This is a genomic window from Streptomyces sp. NPDC006385, from assembly GCF_040612485.1.
Lineage (GTDB): Bacteria > Actinomycetota > Actinomycetes > Streptomycetales > Streptomycetaceae > Streptomyces.
In genome coordinates, this window is sequence record NZ_JBEXQG010000013.1 from 23,099 (window position 1) to 37,664 (window position 14,566).

The following is a 14,566-nucleotide window of genomic DNA, read 5'->3' on the forward strand; positions in this document are numbered from 1 at the left end:
CCGCCGCGCGGCGCGCTCAGCGCCCGGAGAACCTGGCAACGTACTCGGCGAAGGGTTCGATGCCGACCTCCGCGCGGAGGTCGTCCATACGATCGGGATCTTCGCAGGGCCACGGAACCGGTGCCCCGTCCTCCACGCCGGCGATCTGTGTGCCGTAGATCTGTTCGCGGCCCTCGTTGACCAGCGTGCGGTCGCGCAGAAAGGCCAGCTCGCGCGGGCCGGCCGAGCCTGCCGAAACCGCCTGCTCCATCAGGTGGAGCGCACGTCGCTGGACGTCGAGCTGCCGGTCGGCGTGCTGGGCGATCAGCCATGCCGAGCGGGCGGCCTCCGCGCCGACCAGTTCTGCCGTCGGCCAGCCGTACTCGTCCATGATCTCGCCGAGTCGGTCGCCATGCCGTGCGGTCAGCCGGCGCCACGCCAACTGCTCGGCGAAGTCATCGCTGTGCGCGTGGACCGAGGATCGGTGATCGGCCGCAGCCATGGCCGTGAGTTCCTCCGCCAGCGCGGCAACGTCTTGCGCCACTTTCCACTCCCGGGTGAGGTAGGTGCGTTCTGCTCGCCACCCGCAACCCTATGCGCGCGTATCGGGTGTAAAGATCATTCCGGAGAACGGTGACAGGCACCTTCGCGGACCGCGACAATGGATGACAGCGACAACGGGTCCACCCCCGACGGGGAACCTCAGAACGGATGCCAGCGCACCGTCCGATCGCCCTCGCGCAGTGACGCCACCCGCCGCTCGAACTCGGCCCGAGCCTTCGGGCTGCTCGGCGCATGCTGTGCCACCCACGCACAACTGGCCGTCTCCCGTGCCCCCCGCAGCACCGCACACCCCTCCCACTCCCGCACATCCCAGCCGTACACCTCGACGAACGACTCATAAGCCGCCGCGGGCAGTGCGTACCGGTCCCGGGAGAGCGCCATGACCACCAGATCGTGCTCCCGCAGATCCGCTGAGAACGTCTCCAGGTCGACCAGCACCGGCCCGTCCGGGCCCACGTGCACATTGCGGGGCAGCGCGTCCCCATGGATCGGCCCCGGTGCCAGACGCGGCGTCAGCCCGGCCGCGGCCGTCGCGAACCCGTCCCGCCGCTTTCGCAGATACGCCGCGTCCGCCGGGTCGATCGCGTCGCCCGCCAGCCGCAGCCACCGCTCCACACCACCCAGCAGCTCCCGGGGCGGCAGGGAGAACGTCGGCGCGGGCAGGGCGTGCACGAGGCGTAGGAGTTCGGCCAGATCCCGTGGCCCGGCGGGCCGTACCGGATCGGGCAGCCGGTGCCACACCGTCACCGGATGCCCTTCCACCAGCAGCGCCTCGGGCTCGGCCGCCCGCACGGCCGGTACGCCCGCCTCGGCCAGCCACACCGCGATGTCCAGTTCGCGGCGCGACCGGCCGAGGAGTTCGGCGTCGCGGCCCACCTTGACGACCAGGCCACCGGCGGCGAACACCGCGTTCTCGCCGAGGGACAGCAGGCGCGCGTCCCGCGCCGGCCCCGGCAGCACTCCCGCCGCGGCCAGTACGTCCCGCGCCCGTGCCTCGTCCATCGTCCGCCTCCTGTCCCGTCCGGCCCGCTGCCGTGTCGATCGCCACCGGTGGCGTCGACTTCCCGCCACCCGCCGGCCAGTGTCGCATTCCCACAGGTCGGACCGTGTGCGCGCGGTCTTGACGGGGCAGTGCCCCTTCACGACCATGACGAGGCCCGTCCGAGCCGCGTAAAGGGGCTGATTCCGTGACATCGGTGACCGAGGCGGAGAGGTCGGTGAGACCCGCGCCCGACGCGAGGAGACGGCGGCGCGTCACGGATCACGGTGCGTGGTTCCTCGTCCTGCCCGCGCTGATCCCCATCCTGATCCTCAGCGTCGGACCGCTCCTCTACGGCATCCTGCTGGCCTTCACCGACGCGCAGTCCGGGCGCACCCGGCCCACCCAGTGGATCGGCGCTCTCAACTTCCGGGATCTGCTGCACGACACCCTGTTCTGGGAGTCGTTCCGGATCGGCCTGGTCTGGGCCGTCGGCGTCACCGTGCCGCAGTTCCTGCTGGCGCTCGGCCTCGCCCTCCTGCTCAACCAGGACCTGCGCCTGAGATGGCTGGCCCGCGCCCTCGCGATCGTCCCGTGGGCGATGCCCGAGATCGTCGTCGGCGTCATGTGGCGGCTGGTCTACAACCCCGACGCGGGCATCCTCAACGAGACACTCCGCGACCTCGGGCTCGGCGACGGCCGCGACTGGCTCAGCGGCCTCGGCACCGCCCTGCCCGCCGTCATCGTCGTGGGCGTCTGGGCGGGGATGCCGACCACGACGGTCGCCCTGCTCGCCGGCCTGCAGAACACCCCGCGCGAACTGCACGAGGCGGCGGCCGTGGACGGCGCCGGCGCCTGGCGCCGCTTCCGCACGGTCACCTGGCCGGCGCTCAGACCCGTCGCCCTGTCCATCACGGCGCTCAACCTGATCTGGAACTTCAACTCCTTCGCCCTGGTCTACGTGCTCACCAGCGGCGGACCGGGCGGCCGCACCCGCCTGCCCATGCTGTTCGCCTACGAAGAGGCCTTCCGCTACGGGCAGTTCGGCTACGCGGCGGCGATGGGATGCGTGATGGTCGCGGTGATCTCGATACTCCTCGCCCTCTTCCTGGTGGGCCGGCTCAGGGGAGGTGACGACGCATGAGGACGAGCCGGACCGGCCGCGCCGGACAGTACGTCGCGCTGCTCGCCTACCTCCTCTTCCTCGCCTTCCCCTTCCTGTGGCTGGTCTCCACCGCCTTCAAGCCGCCCCGCGAACTCGGCAGCCTGCACCCCACCTGGATCCCGCGGGACCCCACCCTCGCCAACTTCCGCCAGGCCTTCGACGAACAGCCCCTGCTGCACGCCGCCCTCAACTCCCTGATCGCCGCGCTCGGCGCCGCTCTGATCGCCGTACTGCTCGCGACCCCGATGGCGTACGTCATGGCCCGTCACCGCACCCGGCTCGCGCGCGCGGCGACCGGCTGGGTCGTCGTGAGCCAGGCGTTCCCGCTCGTGCTGGTGATCATCCCGCTGTTCCTGGTGCTGAAGAACCTGCGGCTGATCAACTCCGTGCCGGGGCTGGTCATGGTGTACGTGGTGTGGGCGCTGCCGTTCGCGCTGTGGATGCTCGTCGGGTACGTCCGCGCGGTGCCGCCCGAGCTGGAGGAGGCGGCGGCGGTCGACGGCGCCGGGCGGGTGCGGACGCTGGTGTCGGTGACCGCGCCGCTGCTCGCGCCGGGGATCGTGGCGACGGCGCTGTTCGCCTTCGTCACGGCGTGGAACGAGTTCTTCTTCGCGCTCGTGCTGCTGAAGACCCCGGAGAAGCAGACCCTGCCGGTCGTCCTGACCCACTTCATCGGCGCGGAGGGTGTCGCGGACCTCGGCCCGCTGGCCGCCGCCGCGTTCCTCGCGACGCTGCCCTCGCTGGTGGTGTTCGCGGTCATCCAGCGGCGGATCACGGGCGGCATGCTCGCCGGGGCGGTGAAGAACTGATGCGTACGAGGCTGATGCGTACGAGACCCCTGTCGGCCCTGGTCGTCGTCCTCGCCCTGCTGCTCGCCGGATGCACCGGTGACGACGGCGGCGGATCGGTCGGACCCGTCACCCTGCGCTTCCAGTCCCTGGCCTGGCAGGAGGAGTCCGTCGAGGTCAACAAGGAACTGGTGAAGGAGTGGAACGCGACCCATCCGGACGTCAGGGTCGAGTATGTGCAGGGCAGTTGGGACAGCGTCCACGACCAGCTGCTCACCTCCTTCGAGGGCGGTGAGGCCCCGGACATCATCCACGACGCCTCCGACGACCTCGCGGACTTCGCGTACGGCGGCTACCTCGCCGACCTGACCGACCTGCTGCCCGAGCGGCTCAGGTCGGACATCCCGCGGCGCAGCTGGGAGACGGCGACCTTCGGGGACGGGATCTACGGCGTGCCCTTCCTCCAGGAGCCGCGCGTGCTGATCGCCAACGCGACCTGGTTGAAGGAGGCCGGGGTACGCGTTCCGACGCCGGAACACCCGTGGAGCTGGTCCGAGTTCCGGAAGGTCACCGAGCGGCTGAGCGGGAACGGCAGGTACGGCGTCGCCTGGCCGCTCAAGGAGCCCGTCTCCGCCACCCTCAACCTGTCGCTGTCGGCGGGCGGGCGGCTTTTCCACCGGGGCGCCGACGGCAAGGTGACGATCCGGTTCCGGGCGGGCGACCAGGTCGTACCGCGCACGATCCACGACCAGGCGAACACCGACCGCAGCGCTTCACCCACGACCCTGGGCAGCGGCGGCTCGGACACCCTGCCCGGCTTCTTCGGGGGCAGGTACGCGATGGTCCCGCTCGGCTTCTCGTACCGCCAGCAGATCGTGCAGCAGGCGCCGAAGGGCTTCGACTGGCAGGTGCTGCCCGCCCCGGCGGGCGCCGACGGGCTCACCCAGGGCGTCAGCCCGCAGACCCTGTCCATCGCCGAGGACAGCCCGCACAAGCGGGAGGCGGCCGCGTTCATCGACTTCCTGCTGCGGCCGCAGAACATGGTGCGCCTGGCGCTGGGCGACTGGATGCTGCCCACCGGCACCGAGGCGCTGAGGGACCCGGCCCTGCACACCACCGACGACGACTGGGCGACCGGCACGGCCCTCGCCGCACACCTGCGCTCGGCGCCCGCACAGTCCGTGCGGGGCTATCCCGAGTGGAAGGACAAGGTGGCGACCCCGGCGTTCCAGGAGTACTACAGCGGCGCGATCGGACTCGGTGAACTGCGCCGGCGCCTGGAGGAGGACGGGAACCTGGTGCTGGCGCGCTACCAGCGCTGACGCCGCGCCGCCGTAATTCGGTTGAACGCGTCGGCCGGCCGCACCTAACGTGCGGCACATGGCAGCGAACAACGCGATCTCCGTCACCGGTCACAGCCGGGGCCACGCGCACTCCGTACGGATGCGCCGCGGCCCCGGAGCCCTGACCGGCCCGGAGAGCCGCGCCCGCCGCTGATCGCACGCGGACCCGCTTTTCCTGCTTCCCGCTTCCTCCTGTCTTCCGGTCAGGGCCTTCGTCTGCCCTCTCCCTCTTCACGGAAGACAAGGACCGCAGGCCGTGGCCCGCCCCACCCGCGCCTCCCGCGCGCTCTCCCAGAACTTTCTCACCGACCGCGCCGCCGCCGGACAGCTCGCCCGGCTCGCCGTACCACACGGACACCAGACACCGCTCCTGCTCGAAGTCGGGGCCGGAAAAGGCGCGTTGACCGAGCTGCTCGCCCCGCGCTGCCGCAGCCTCCTCGCCTACGAGATCGACCCACGGCTCGTCCCCGCACTGCGCACGCGCTTCACGGACACCCCTCACGTACGCGTCATCGGCGCCGACTTCCTCGCCGCACGCCCCCCGCGCACACCGTTCTCCGTCGCCGGGAACGTGCCCTTCTCCCGCACCGCCGCCATCGTCGACTGGTGCCTGCGGGCACCCGCCCTCACCGACGCCACGCTCCTGACCCAGCTCGAGTACGCCCGTAAACGCACCGGGGGTTACGGCAGTTGGAGCCGGCTGACGGTCCTGACCTGGCCCCGCCACGAGTGGCGGCTGGTCGGCCGGGTCGGGCGGCGCAGTTTCCGGCCCGTGCCGCGCGTGGACGCCGGGATCGTACGGATCGAGCGCCGCCGCACCCCGCTGCTCGACGCCGACGCGTACGCGAGCTGGGGGCGTCTGGTCGAGCTGGGCTTCTCGGGTGTCGGCGGCTCGCTGCACGCGTCGCTGCGCCGGGCGTACCCGAGGCGGCGGGTCGACGCGGCGTTCCGCGCGGCGCGTCTCGACGCGGGGGTCCTCGTCGGCGAGGTGCCGCCGTGGGCGTGGCTGAGGCTGCACGAGGTCCTGGCACCGTGAAAGAAGTTGTACGAGACGTATCGTCTCGTCTAGGGTGGCCGTCATGACCAGTCCCGCTCACATCGCCATGTTCTCCATCGCCGCCCACGGCCACGTGAACCCCAGCCTGGAGGTGATCCGGGAGCTCGTGGCGCGCGGCCACCGGGTCACGTACGCGATTCCGCCCGCGTTCGCCGACAAGGTCGCCGAGACCGGCGCCGAGCCAAGGCTCTGGAACTCGACCCTGCCCGGGCCCGACGCCGCCCCGGAGGCCTGGGGCAGCACGCTGCTGGACAACGTCGAGCCGTTCCTGAACGACGCGATCCAGGCGCTCCCCCAGTTGATCGAGGCGTACGAGGGCGACGAGCCGGACCTCGTCCTGCACGACATCACCTCGTACCCGGCCCGCGTCCTCGCCCACCGCTGGGGTGTGCCCGCGATCTCGCTCTCGCCGAACCTGGTCGCCTGGGAGGGCTACGAGGAGGAAGTCGCCGAGCCGATGTGGGCGGAGCCGAAGAAGACCGAGCGCGGACAGGCGTACTACCGCCGGTTCCACGCCTGGCTGGAGGAGAACGGAGTCACCCGGCACCCCGATCCGTTCGTCGGCCGGCCCGACCGCTCGCTCGTCCTCATCCCCCGGGCGTTGCAGCCCCACGCCGATCGCGTGGACGAGTCCGTGTACACCTTCGTCGGCGCCTGCCAGGGCGACCGCGCCGCCGAGGGCGACTGGCGGCGGCCGGCGGGCGCCGAGAAGGTCGCGCTCGTCTCTCTCGGGTCGGCGTTCACCAAGCAGCCCGCGTTCTACCGGGAGTGCGTCAGGGCCTTCGGTGATCTGCCGGGCTGGCATCTGGTGCTGCAGATCGGCAGGCACGTCGATCCCGCCGAGCTGGGAGAGGTGCCCGCGAACGTCGAAGTGCGCTCCTGGGTACCGCAGTTGGCGATCCTGAAGCAGGCGGACCTGTTCGTCACCCACGCCGGCGCCGGCGGCAGCCAGGAGGGCCTGGCCACGGCCACCCCGATGATCGCCGTACCGCAGGCCGTGGACCAGTTCGGCAACGCGGACGTGCTCCAGGCGCTCGGCGTCGCCCGGCACCTCCCCATGACGGAGGCCACCGCCGAGACCCTGCGCGAGACGGCCCTCGCGCTCGTCGACGACCCCGAGGTCGCCCGGCGCCTGAAGGGCATCCAGGCGGACATGGCCCAGGAGGGCGGCACGCGGCGGGCCGCCGACCTGATCGAGGCCGAGCTGGCCGCCGTGCGAGAGGCGGGAACGCCTCGGTGACGAAGAGGCTTGTGCTTCATGCTGACCGGTAAGTAACTTACGGGTTCCGGTCGTCGTGCCCACCCCCACGGGGCACGACGACCGCCCCGACGCCGCCGGACCGCCTTAGGGTGGCCGGATGACGACGACGTATGCGGCGCTGCTGCGCGGAATCAACGTGGGCGGCAGCAGAAGAGTCCCGATGGCCGACCTGCGCACCCTCATGACCGGCCTCGGCTACGACGATGTCCGCACCTACCTGCAGAGCGGCCAGGCGGTCTTCGCCTGCGGCCACGGCGACGAGGAGTCCCTCGCCGGGGAGCTCGCCTCGGCGATCGAGAAGCACTTCGGGTTCGGCGTCGACGTGATCGTGCGCGACCACGCCTACCTCAAGGCGATCGTCGACAACTGCCCCTTCCCGGCAGCCGACTTGGAGCCCAAGCAGCTCCATGTCACCTACTTCTCCGCCCCGGTGACCGCCGAGCGCTTCGCCGAGATCGACCGCACCGCCCACCTGCCGGAGGAGTTCCGGCTCGGGGACCGGGCGCTGTACCTGTACGCCCCGAACGGCCTCGGCCGCTCCAAACTCGCCGAAATGCTGTCGCGACCGCGCTTCACCCGTGGTGTGATCGCCACCAGCCGCAACTGGAACACCGTCGTGAAACTCGTGGAGATGACAGGTGACTGAGCATGATTCCGCCGTGCGGGCCGCCATCGAAGGCGAGCTGAGGCTGCTCGACCCCGATGTCCGCCGTTCCCCCGAACTGCTCGGGGCGCTGCTGCACCCCGAGTTCCATGAGTTCGGTTCCTCGGGACGGCGCTGGGACCGGGCCTCGACCCTGGCCCGCCTGCCCGCGGACACCGATCCGTCGGAGTCGGACCGGTACGTCGTCACCTCCGAGATCCGGGGCGCCCGGCTGGCCCCCGACGTCGTCCATCTCACCTTCGACACGGTGTACGGCGGCAGCCACGCGCACCGCAGTTCGCTGTGGCGGCGGACGCGGGACGGGTGGCAGATGTACTTCCACCAGGGGACGCCGTTCAACGCCGCACAAGCGTGACCGCGCGCGGGCCCAGGTCGTGGTGGACGGCCGGCGGCTCCCAGCGAGAACCCGAACGGCTCCGGGGCCGCCTCCCAGGGCCGGCACGTCCACCGGGTCGAAGTCCAGGTGGGCGTACGGCGGATGCAGCACGTGCGGGTCGACCAGCCGCCATCTCCCGTCCGGCAGGCGGTACTCGGTGATCCGGCGGTCCTCGTGGAGCTCAGGGACGACCTCCCCCAGGGGCGAGGTCGACCCGGCGGACGGCTGTGCGAGGCTCATCCCATGCGCTACATCATCATCGGGGCAGGAGCGGTCGGCGGCGTCATCGGCGGACGCCTCGCGGGCTCGGGACACGACGTCGTACTGGTCGCGCGCGGTGCGCATCACGAGGCCCTGCGGGAGCGCGGGCTGCGACTCCGGGTGCCGGAGGGCGAGCTGACCCACCGGCTGCCCGTCGTCGACGGGCCGGCCGCGCTCGGGGAGCTCCGCCCCGACGACGTCCTCGTCCTCGCCGTCAAGACCCAGGACAGCGCGGCCGCACTGGAGACCTGGGCCCCCGCCCCGGTCGCGGGCGGCGGCACCGCCGCCGAGCGACTGCCGTTGCTCTGCGCGCAGAACGGCGTGGAGAGCCAGCGCCTCGCCCTGCGGCTGTTCCGGCGGGTCTACGGCGTCTGCGTCTGGCTGCCCGCCACGTACGTCGAACCCGGCGTCGTCTCCGCCGCCGGCGCACCCCTCACCGGCATCCTGCACCTCGGCCGCCACCCGCACGGCACCGACGAGACCGCCCGCCGTGTCGCCGCCGACCTGGAGAAGTCGCACTTCGAGGCGCCGGTCGTGGCGGACGTGGCCCGCTGGCAGTACGCCAAGCTGCTCGCCAACCTCGGCAACGCCCTGGAAGCGCTGACCGGCCCCGTCGACAGCGAGGAGGCCGCCGCGCTGTTCCGGCGCGTGCGGGCGGAGGGCGCGGCCGTGCTCGACGCCGCCCGGATCGCGTATGTGAGCCCCGAGGAACAGCGGGCGGTACGGGGCGACAAGGTCACCCTCGTCCCCCTCGACGGCGCCCCGCGCGGCGGCGGTTCCTCCTGGCAGTCCCTCACCCGCGGCACCGGCACCATCGAGGCCGACTACCTCAACGGCGAGATCACCCTGCTGGGCCGCCTGCACGGCGTACCGACCCCGCTGAACGAACTCCTGCAGCGCCTCGCCGGCACCTTCGCGCGGGAACGGCGGGCGGCGGGGTCGATGCCGGTGGGGGAACTGGTACGGCTGGCCGACGAGGCGGTCGCCGGGCTGCGCTGAGCTTCCCGGTCCACCGGCGTGACAGTCTCAGGCCCCGACCGCCGCCAACACCGGCACTCCCGCCGCGTCGTACCGCTGCAGCAGCACCCGCGCCACCTCGGGCGCCGCCCCGAGCACGCCTCCCAGGACGTCCGCCTCGGCCGCGCCCCGCGCGATCCGGTCCGGGAGGAACCCGGGCGCCAGCACGTACGGGGCCACGGCCACGCGCGCGCAGCCCAGCGCCCGCAGTTCGCGCACCGCGTCCTCGGTGCGCGGCAGAGATGCGGAGGCGAACGCAGGCCGCACGGCGCACCAACCGGTGTGCCGCCACTCCCGCGCGATTTCTGCGATCACTGCGATCGCCTCCGGGTCGGTGGACCCCGCCGAGGCCAGCACGACCCCGGTCGAGGACTTGTCGGCGGGCGTCAGGCCCGCCTCGTACAGACGCCGTTCCAGGGCGGACAGCAGCAGCGGCGACGGCCCCAGCACCCGCGCCTGCCGGATCCGTAGCTGCGGCGGCGCGTCCCGCAGCACCGCGGGGATGTCGGCCTTCGCGTGGAACGCCCGCGTCAGCAGCAGGGGCAGCGCCACGACGTCACGGACGCCCTCCGCCGCCAGCGACTCCAACACCCCCTGCACCGACGGGATGTTGAAGTCCAGGAACCCGGTCTCCACCCGCACGTCCGGGCGCAGCGAGCGCACCCGGCGCACCAGGGCGTGCACCGTCGCGGCATGCCGCGGATCGCGGCTGCCGTGGGCGATGACGAGAAGAACCGGCTTCGTGAACACGGGGTTTCAGCTCCTTGCCAGCAGACCGCGGCTGCGCAGCACCCACCGCTCCAGCGGGCTGAAGATCAGCAGATCGATGGCGATACCGACGATCAGGATGAGCAGGATGGCGAAGAAGACCATGGACATGGAACTGGTCTGGCGGCCGTTCTCCAGGAGCTGGCCCAGGCCCACGCCCAGGTCGGGGGAGGACGCGATGATCTCCGCGGCCATCAGCGAACGCCACGAGAAGGCCCAGCCCTGCTTCAGGCCCGCGAGGTAGCCGGGCAGCGCGGCCGGCATCACGATGTGCCAGGTGCCCTTCAGCCCTGTCGCGCCCAGCGTGCGGCCCGCCCGCAGGAACAGCGGCGGCACCTGATCGACGCCGGACACCAGCCCGTTGGCGATCGAGGGCACCGCGCCGAGCAGGATCACCGCGAACATCATCTGGTCGTTCAGGCCCAGCCAGATCACGGCCGGCGGCACCCAGGCGACCGACGGCAGCGACTGAAGGCCGGAGAGGATCGGCCCGATCGCCGCGCGCACGAACCTCACCCGCGCCACCAGCAGCCCCAGCGGTGTACCGATCGCCAGCGCCAGCAGGAAGCCGAGCAGACCGCGTGAGACGGACGTCCAGATGTACTCGTGGAGCGTGCCCTGGAGCCAGGACTCGCGCAGCTCGCCCCATACGTCGGAGGGCGAGGGCAGCTTGGCCGGGTCGTCGGCGATCCCGGACGACACCAGGAACTGCCACGCCGCCAGTACCAGGGCGATGGCGACGAGCGGTGGGAGGACCTTCTGCGTCAGGGTTTTGCGGAACGGCGTACGGCTCGACTGGACCGTCTCCAGGGCGTCCAGGCCCGCTTCGAGTCCGGCGAGATCGTTGCCGTCCTTGGCGGCGCTCGTCTCAGTGCTGGCCATGACGGCGGATCTCCCCACGCAGTTCTTCGGTGATCTCCCGGGACAGTTCCGCCACGGCGGCGTCCTCGATGCGGCGCGGCTGCGGGATGTCGACCGTCCACTCACGCGCGACCCGCCCCGGGCGCGAGGACAGCAGGACCACACGCTGGGCCAGCCGGACCGCCTCGCGCACGTTGTGCGTGACGAACAGGACCGAAAGCCGCGTCTCGCGCCAGATCCGGGTCAGTTCGTCGTGCAGCACGTCCCGCGTGATCGCGTCGAGCGCCGCGAACGGCTCGTCCATCAGCAGCAGCTTGCTGTCCTGGGCGAGCGCCCGCGCCATGGCGACGCGCTGGCGCATACCGCCCGACAGCTCGTGCACCCGCTTGCCGTACGCGCCCTTCAGCCGCACCAGTTCGAGGAGCTCCTCGGCCCGTTCGCGCCGCTCGGCCTTGGCAACGCCCCTGAGCTTGAGGGCGAGTTCGATGTTCTTGCCCGCGGTCAGCCACGGGAACAGGGCGTGTTCCTGGAACATCAGCGCGGGGCGGCCGTCCGTCGTGATGGCGCCGGCGCTGGGCTTGTCCAGCCCGGCCACCAGGTTCAGCAGCGTCGACTTGCCGCAGCCGGACGCCCCGAGGAGGGTGACGAACTCGCCCGGCGCGACATCGAGCGTGATGTCGTCGAGGACGAGCTGCTGCCCGGCGGGGCCGGCGAAGGACTTCGAGACGTGCTCGATGCGCGCGGCATGCTCCACGGACACATCCGTGTCGGCGGCCTTGGCGAGGGCGGTTGCCATGGTCGTCACCTCCTGGGAACTCTTCGGGATCAGTGCCTTGCTCACGACGTCGTGCCGAGTCCGGCGTCGTCGACCTCGTCCTTGCCCTCGCCCTTGAGGACCTTGTTCAGCGGTGCCAGGTCGTAGATGCCGGTCAGGTCCGGCTTCTCCAGCAGCCCCGCCTCGACCGCGTGCTGGGCCTCGGTCTTCAGCGTGGCCGCCAGCGGGTCGTCGGTGACCTGGATGGACCGCCACGCCGGGTCGATGACGTCGGCGGGCAGCGCCTTGCCGGTGTCGGTCTTCAACTGCGCGTTCGCCGCGGCCTTCGCCTTCTCGGGGTTGGCGCGGATCCACTCGTTGGTCTTCACCGAGGCGCGCAGCACAGCCTCCACGGCCTTCGGGTGCTCCTTCAGGAAGCTCTGCGACACGATGACGTTCGTGATCACGAACTTCTTGTCCGGCCACAGGTCGGCCTCGTCGAGGAGCACCTTGGCGCCCTCGGCGACCAGCTTGGACGCGGTCGGCTCGGGCACCCAGGCGCCGTCGATCGAGCCGGACTTGTAGGCGTCCGGGGTGATCTTGTTGTCCGTGCGGACCACGGAGACGTCACCCTGGCCGCTCTCCGCGTCGACCTTCCAGCCCTGCTCGGAGATCCAGTTGAGCAGGGCGACATCCTGGGTGTTGCCGAGCTGCGGCGTGGCGATCTTCTTGCCCTTGACGTCCTTCAGGGACTTGATCTTCTCCGGGTTCACGACGAGCTTCACGCCGCCCGACGCCGAACCGGAGATGATCCGCAGGTTCTTGCCGTTCGACTTGAGGTAGCCGTTGATGGCGGGGGACGGGCCGATCCAGCCGATGTCCAGGGAACCGGAGTTCAGCGCCTCGATCTCGGAGGGGCCGGCGTTGAAGATCGAGGGCTTGATCTCGGTGCCGCCGAGCTCCTTCTGGAACAGGCCCTCCCGCATGCCCACCAGCGCGGTGGCGTGCGTGAGGTTCCCGAAGTAGCCGATCTTCACCGAGTCCAGGCCGTCCACCTTGGGCGCCCCGGCGATGGCCTGCCCGGTGTTCTCCTTGGCCTGCGAGCCGTAGCCGCAGGCCGCGAGGGCGAGCAGCGGGAGCACGGCCAGGACGGCGAGGGTCCGCCGCGGGGCGGGGGTGGCAGGCACGGGAGGTGTTCCTCTCGGTGGCCCGGCTCGCACACCCTGTCAGGTCGCGGCCGGGGAGTCGGCAGGTTCGTCCGGAGCGGCGCGCATCCGGTGCGCGCGGGTCAGCGCGCACATCGCGGCACTCCGCCCTGCCCGCTCCCGAGGGCGCCGCTGCCGACGCGGCCGCCCTCCTTCGCGAACGTGGAGTAGTAGTCGAGGGCCTTCATCTCAGAAGTCCCACCCGTCGTCCTCGGTCTCGTCCTTGACCGGCTCCGGCGAGGCGAACGACTCGCCGACCATGCCCGCGGTGAGCGTGGTGCCGTCGTTCGGGTCGATGAGGATGAAGGACCCGGTGCGGCGCGAGTCGGCGTAGGAGTCGACCGGCAGCGGCTCGGCGGTGCGGATCTTCACACGGCCGATGTCGTTGGCGACGAGCTGTCCCGGGTGCGGGTGCAGAGACAGGTCGTCGAGCGTCAGCCGGGACGGGATGTCCTTGACGATCGCCTTGACCGTGCGGGTGCCGTGCTTGAGCAGCACCCGGTGGTTGACGGTCAGCGGGGCGTCGGCGACATGGCAGACGGTCGCCTCGATGTCCTGCGTGGTCGCGGGCGCGTCCTTGGTCGGCACGATCAGGTCGCCGCGCGAGATGTCGATGTCGTCCTGAAGCAGGACGGTCACCGACTGCGTGGTCCAGGCGACGTCGACCGGCTTGCCCAGCAGGTCGATACCGGAGATCTTCGAGGTGCGGCCCGACGGCAGGACGGTCACGGCCTCGCCGACGCGGAAGGAACCGGCCGCGATCTGGCCGGCGTAGCCCCGGTAGTCCGGGTGGTCGGCGGTCTGCGGGCGGATCACGTACTGCACGGGCAGCCGGGCGTGGCAGTGGCTCAGGTCGTGGGCGACCGGGACCGTCTCCAGGTGCTCCAGGAAGGTCGGGCCGCCGTACCAGTCCATGTTCGCGGACGGGTCCACCACGTTGTCGCCGGCCAGCGCCGAGATCGGGATCGCGGTGATCTCCGGGACGCCCAGTTCGAGCGCGTACGCCGTGAACTCCTCGGCGATCGCGGCGAAGACGGACTCCTGGTAGTCGACCAGGTCCATCTTGTTCACCGCGAGGACGACGTGCGGCACCCGCAGCAGGGCCGCGATGGCGGCGTGCCGGCGGGTCTGCTCGACGACGCCGTTGCGGGCGTCGACCAGGATCACCGTCAGCTCGGCCGTCGACGCGCCCGTGACCATGTTGCGGGTGTACTGCACATGGCCCGGGGTGTCGGCGAGGATGAACCGGCGCCGGGGCGTGGCGAAGTAACGGTACGCCACGTCGATCGTGATGCCCTGCTCGCGCTCGGCGCGCAGGCCGTCGGTGAGCAGCGCGAGGTCGGGGGCGTCCTGGCCGCGGCTGGCCGAGGCACGCTCCACGGCCTCCAGCTGGTCGACGAGCACGGACTTGGAGTCGTGCAGCAGCCGGCCCACCAGGGTGGACTTGCCGTCGTCGACGGAGCCCGCGGTGGCGAACCGCAGCAGGGTCGTGGCCGAGAGTTCCTCGGTCGTGATCGTGCTCAT

At 71.5% G+C, this 14,566-nt stretch carries 15 protein-coding genes; 8 read left to right on the top strand and 7 right to left on the bottom strand.

Going from position 1 to position 14,566, the window contains the following annotated elements; genetic code table 11:
* Positions 1 to 16 precede the first annotated feature (16 nt).
* Both ABZ078_RS12990 and ABZ078_RS12995 read right to left on the bottom strand, forming a co-directional pair.
* Complete coding sequence (locus ABZ078_RS12990; protein WP_356574565.1) at positions 17 to 523, bottom strand: DUF6624 domain-containing protein; 507 nt, start codon at positions 521 to 523, stop codon at positions 17 to 19.
* A 158-nt stretch (positions 524 to 681) separates the two neighbouring features.
* The gene (locus tag ABZ078_RS12995) at positions 682 to 1,545 is read right to left on the bottom strand and encodes an aminoglycoside phosphotransferase family protein (RefSeq protein ID WP_356574566.1); all 864 of its coding nucleotides are present in this window, start codon (positions 1,543 to 1,545) and stop codon (positions 682 to 684) included.
* Between the two features lie 185 nt (positions 1,546 to 1,730).
* On the opposite strand from ABZ078_RS12995, the gene ABZ078_RS13000 reads away from it, so the two are divergent.
* The 8 genes from ABZ078_RS13000 (at position 1,731) to ABZ078_RS13035 (ending at position 9,436) form a co-directional block, all read left to right on the top strand.
* A complete protein-coding gene (locus tag ABZ078_RS13000; protein WP_356574568.1) occupies positions 1,731 to 2,666 on the top strand; it encodes a sugar ABC transporter permease in 936 nt (311 codons plus the stop codon).
* A complete protein-coding gene (locus tag ABZ078_RS13005) occupies positions 2,663 to 3,496 on the top strand; it encodes a carbohydrate ABC transporter permease (RefSeq protein WP_356574570.1) in 834 nt (277 codons plus the stop codon). The genes ABZ078_RS13000 and ABZ078_RS13005 overlap by 4 nt, the downstream gene beginning before the upstream one ends.
* A 14-nt stretch (positions 3,497 to 3,510) precedes the next feature.
* Complete coding sequence (locus ABZ078_RS13010) at positions 3,511 to 4,797, top strand: sugar ABC transporter substrate-binding protein (RefSeq protein ID WP_356574571.1); 1,287 nt, start codon at positions 3,511 to 3,513, stop codon at positions 4,795 to 4,797.
* Positions 4,798 to 5,074: 277 nt separating this feature from the next.
* Positions 5,075 to 5,854 (top strand): ErmE/ErmH/ErmO/ErmR family 23S rRNA (adenine(2058)-N(6))-methyltransferase, encoded by a 780-nt coding sequence (erm, locus tag ABZ078_RS13015; RefSeq protein WP_356574573.1) that lies wholly within the window; start codon positions 5,075 to 5,077, stop codon positions 5,852 to 5,854.
* Positions 5,855 to 5,897: 43 nt separating this feature from the next.
* Positions 5,898 to 7,115 (top strand): macrolide-inactivating glycosyltransferase, encoded by a 1,218-nt coding sequence (gene mgt, locus ABZ078_RS13020; protein WP_356574574.1) that lies wholly within the window; start codon positions 5,898 to 5,900, stop codon positions 7,113 to 7,115.
* Positions 7,116 to 7,233: 118 nt separating this feature from the next.
* Complete coding sequence (locus ABZ078_RS13025) at positions 7,234 to 7,782, top strand: DUF1697 domain-containing protein (protein WP_356574576.1); 549 nt, start codon at positions 7,234 to 7,236, stop codon at positions 7,780 to 7,782.
* Positions 7,775 to 8,155 (top strand): nuclear transport factor 2 family protein, encoded by a 381-nt coding sequence (locus ABZ078_RS13030; protein ID WP_356574577.1) that lies wholly within the window; start codon positions 7,775 to 7,777, stop codon positions 8,153 to 8,155. The genes ABZ078_RS13025 and ABZ078_RS13030 overlap by 8 nt, the downstream gene beginning before the upstream one ends.
* 264 nt (positions 8,156 to 8,419) lie before the next feature.
* Positions 8,420 to 9,436: a 2-dehydropantoate 2-reductase N-terminal domain-containing protein gene (locus tag ABZ078_RS13035; RefSeq protein ID WP_356574579.1), complete on the top strand. Its 1,017-nt coding sequence runs from the start codon at positions 8,420 to 8,422 to the stop codon at positions 9,434 to 9,436.
* A gap of 27 nt (positions 9,437 to 9,463) precedes the next feature.
* On the opposite strand, the gene ABZ078_RS13040 is transcribed toward ABZ078_RS13035, so the two are convergent.
* The 5 genes from ABZ078_RS13040 to ABZ078_RS13060 all read right to left on the bottom strand — a co-directional run bounded on the left by ABZ078_RS13040 (position 9,464) and on the right by ABZ078_RS13060 (position 14,566).
* A complete protein-coding gene (locus tag ABZ078_RS13040) occupies positions 9,464 to 10,204 on the bottom strand; it encodes a sirohydrochlorin chelatase (protein ID WP_356574581.1) in 741 nt (246 codons plus the stop codon).
* Between the two features lie 6 nt (positions 10,205 to 10,210).
* Positions 10,211 to 11,104, bottom strand: coding sequence for an ABC transporter permease (locus ABZ078_RS13045; RefSeq protein ID WP_356574582.1), 894 nt, complete (start codon positions 11,102 to 11,104; stop codon positions 10,211 to 10,213).
* On the bottom strand, positions 11,091 to 11,879 hold the full coding sequence (locus ABZ078_RS13050; RefSeq protein ID WP_356574584.1) for an ABC transporter ATP-binding protein: 789 nt from the start codon (positions 11,877 to 11,879) through the stop codon (positions 11,091 to 11,093). The genes ABZ078_RS13045 and ABZ078_RS13050 overlap by 14 nt, the downstream gene beginning before the upstream one ends.
* Positions 11,880 to 11,920: 41 nt before the next feature.
* A complete protein-coding gene (locus ABZ078_RS13055; RefSeq protein ID WP_356574585.1) occupies positions 11,921 to 13,024 on the bottom strand; it encodes an aliphatic sulfonate ABC transporter substrate-binding protein in 1,104 nt (367 codons plus the stop codon).
* A 207-nt stretch (positions 13,025 to 13,231) separates the two neighbouring features.
* Positions 13,232 to 14,566, bottom strand: coding sequence for a GTP-binding protein (locus ABZ078_RS13060; protein ID WP_356574587.1), 1,335 nt, complete (start codon positions 14,564 to 14,566; stop codon positions 13,232 to 13,234).

Coding starts and splice junctions, on each gene's coding strand:
- ABZ078_RS12995 (WP_356574566.1), bottom strand. CDS start 1,545: ATGGACGAGGCACGGGCGCGGGACGTACTGGCCGCGGCGGGAGTGCTG.
- ABZ078_RS13005 (WP_356574570.1), top strand. CDS start 2,663: ATGAGGACGAGCCGGACCGGCCGCGCCGGACAGTACGTCGCGCTGCTC.
- ABZ078_RS13010 (WP_356574571.1), top strand. CDS start 3,511: ATGCGTACGAGACCCCTGTCGGCCCTGGTCGTCGTCCTCGCCCTGCTG.
- mgt (WP_356574574.1), top strand. CDS start 5,898: ATGACCAGTCCCGCTCACATCGCCATGTTCTCCATCGCCGCCCACGGC.
- ABZ078_RS13025 (WP_356574576.1), top strand. CDS start 7,234: ATGACGACGACGTATGCGGCGCTGCTGCGCGGAATCAACGTGGGCGGC.
- ABZ078_RS13035 (WP_356574579.1), top strand. CDS start 8,420: ATGCGCTACATCATCATCGGGGCAGGAGCGGTCGGCGGCGTCATCGGC.
- ABZ078_RS13045 (WP_356574582.1), bottom strand. CDS start 11,104: ATGGCCAGCACTGAGACGAGCGCCGCCAAGGACGGCAACGATCTCGCC.
- ABZ078_RS13050 (WP_356574584.1), bottom strand. CDS start 11,879: ATGGCAACCGCCCTCGCCAAGGCCGCCGACACGGATGTGTCCGTGGAG.
- ABZ078_RS13060 (WP_356574587.1), bottom strand. CDS start 14,566: ATGAGCACGATCACGACCGAGGAACTCTCGGCCACGACCCTGCTGCGG.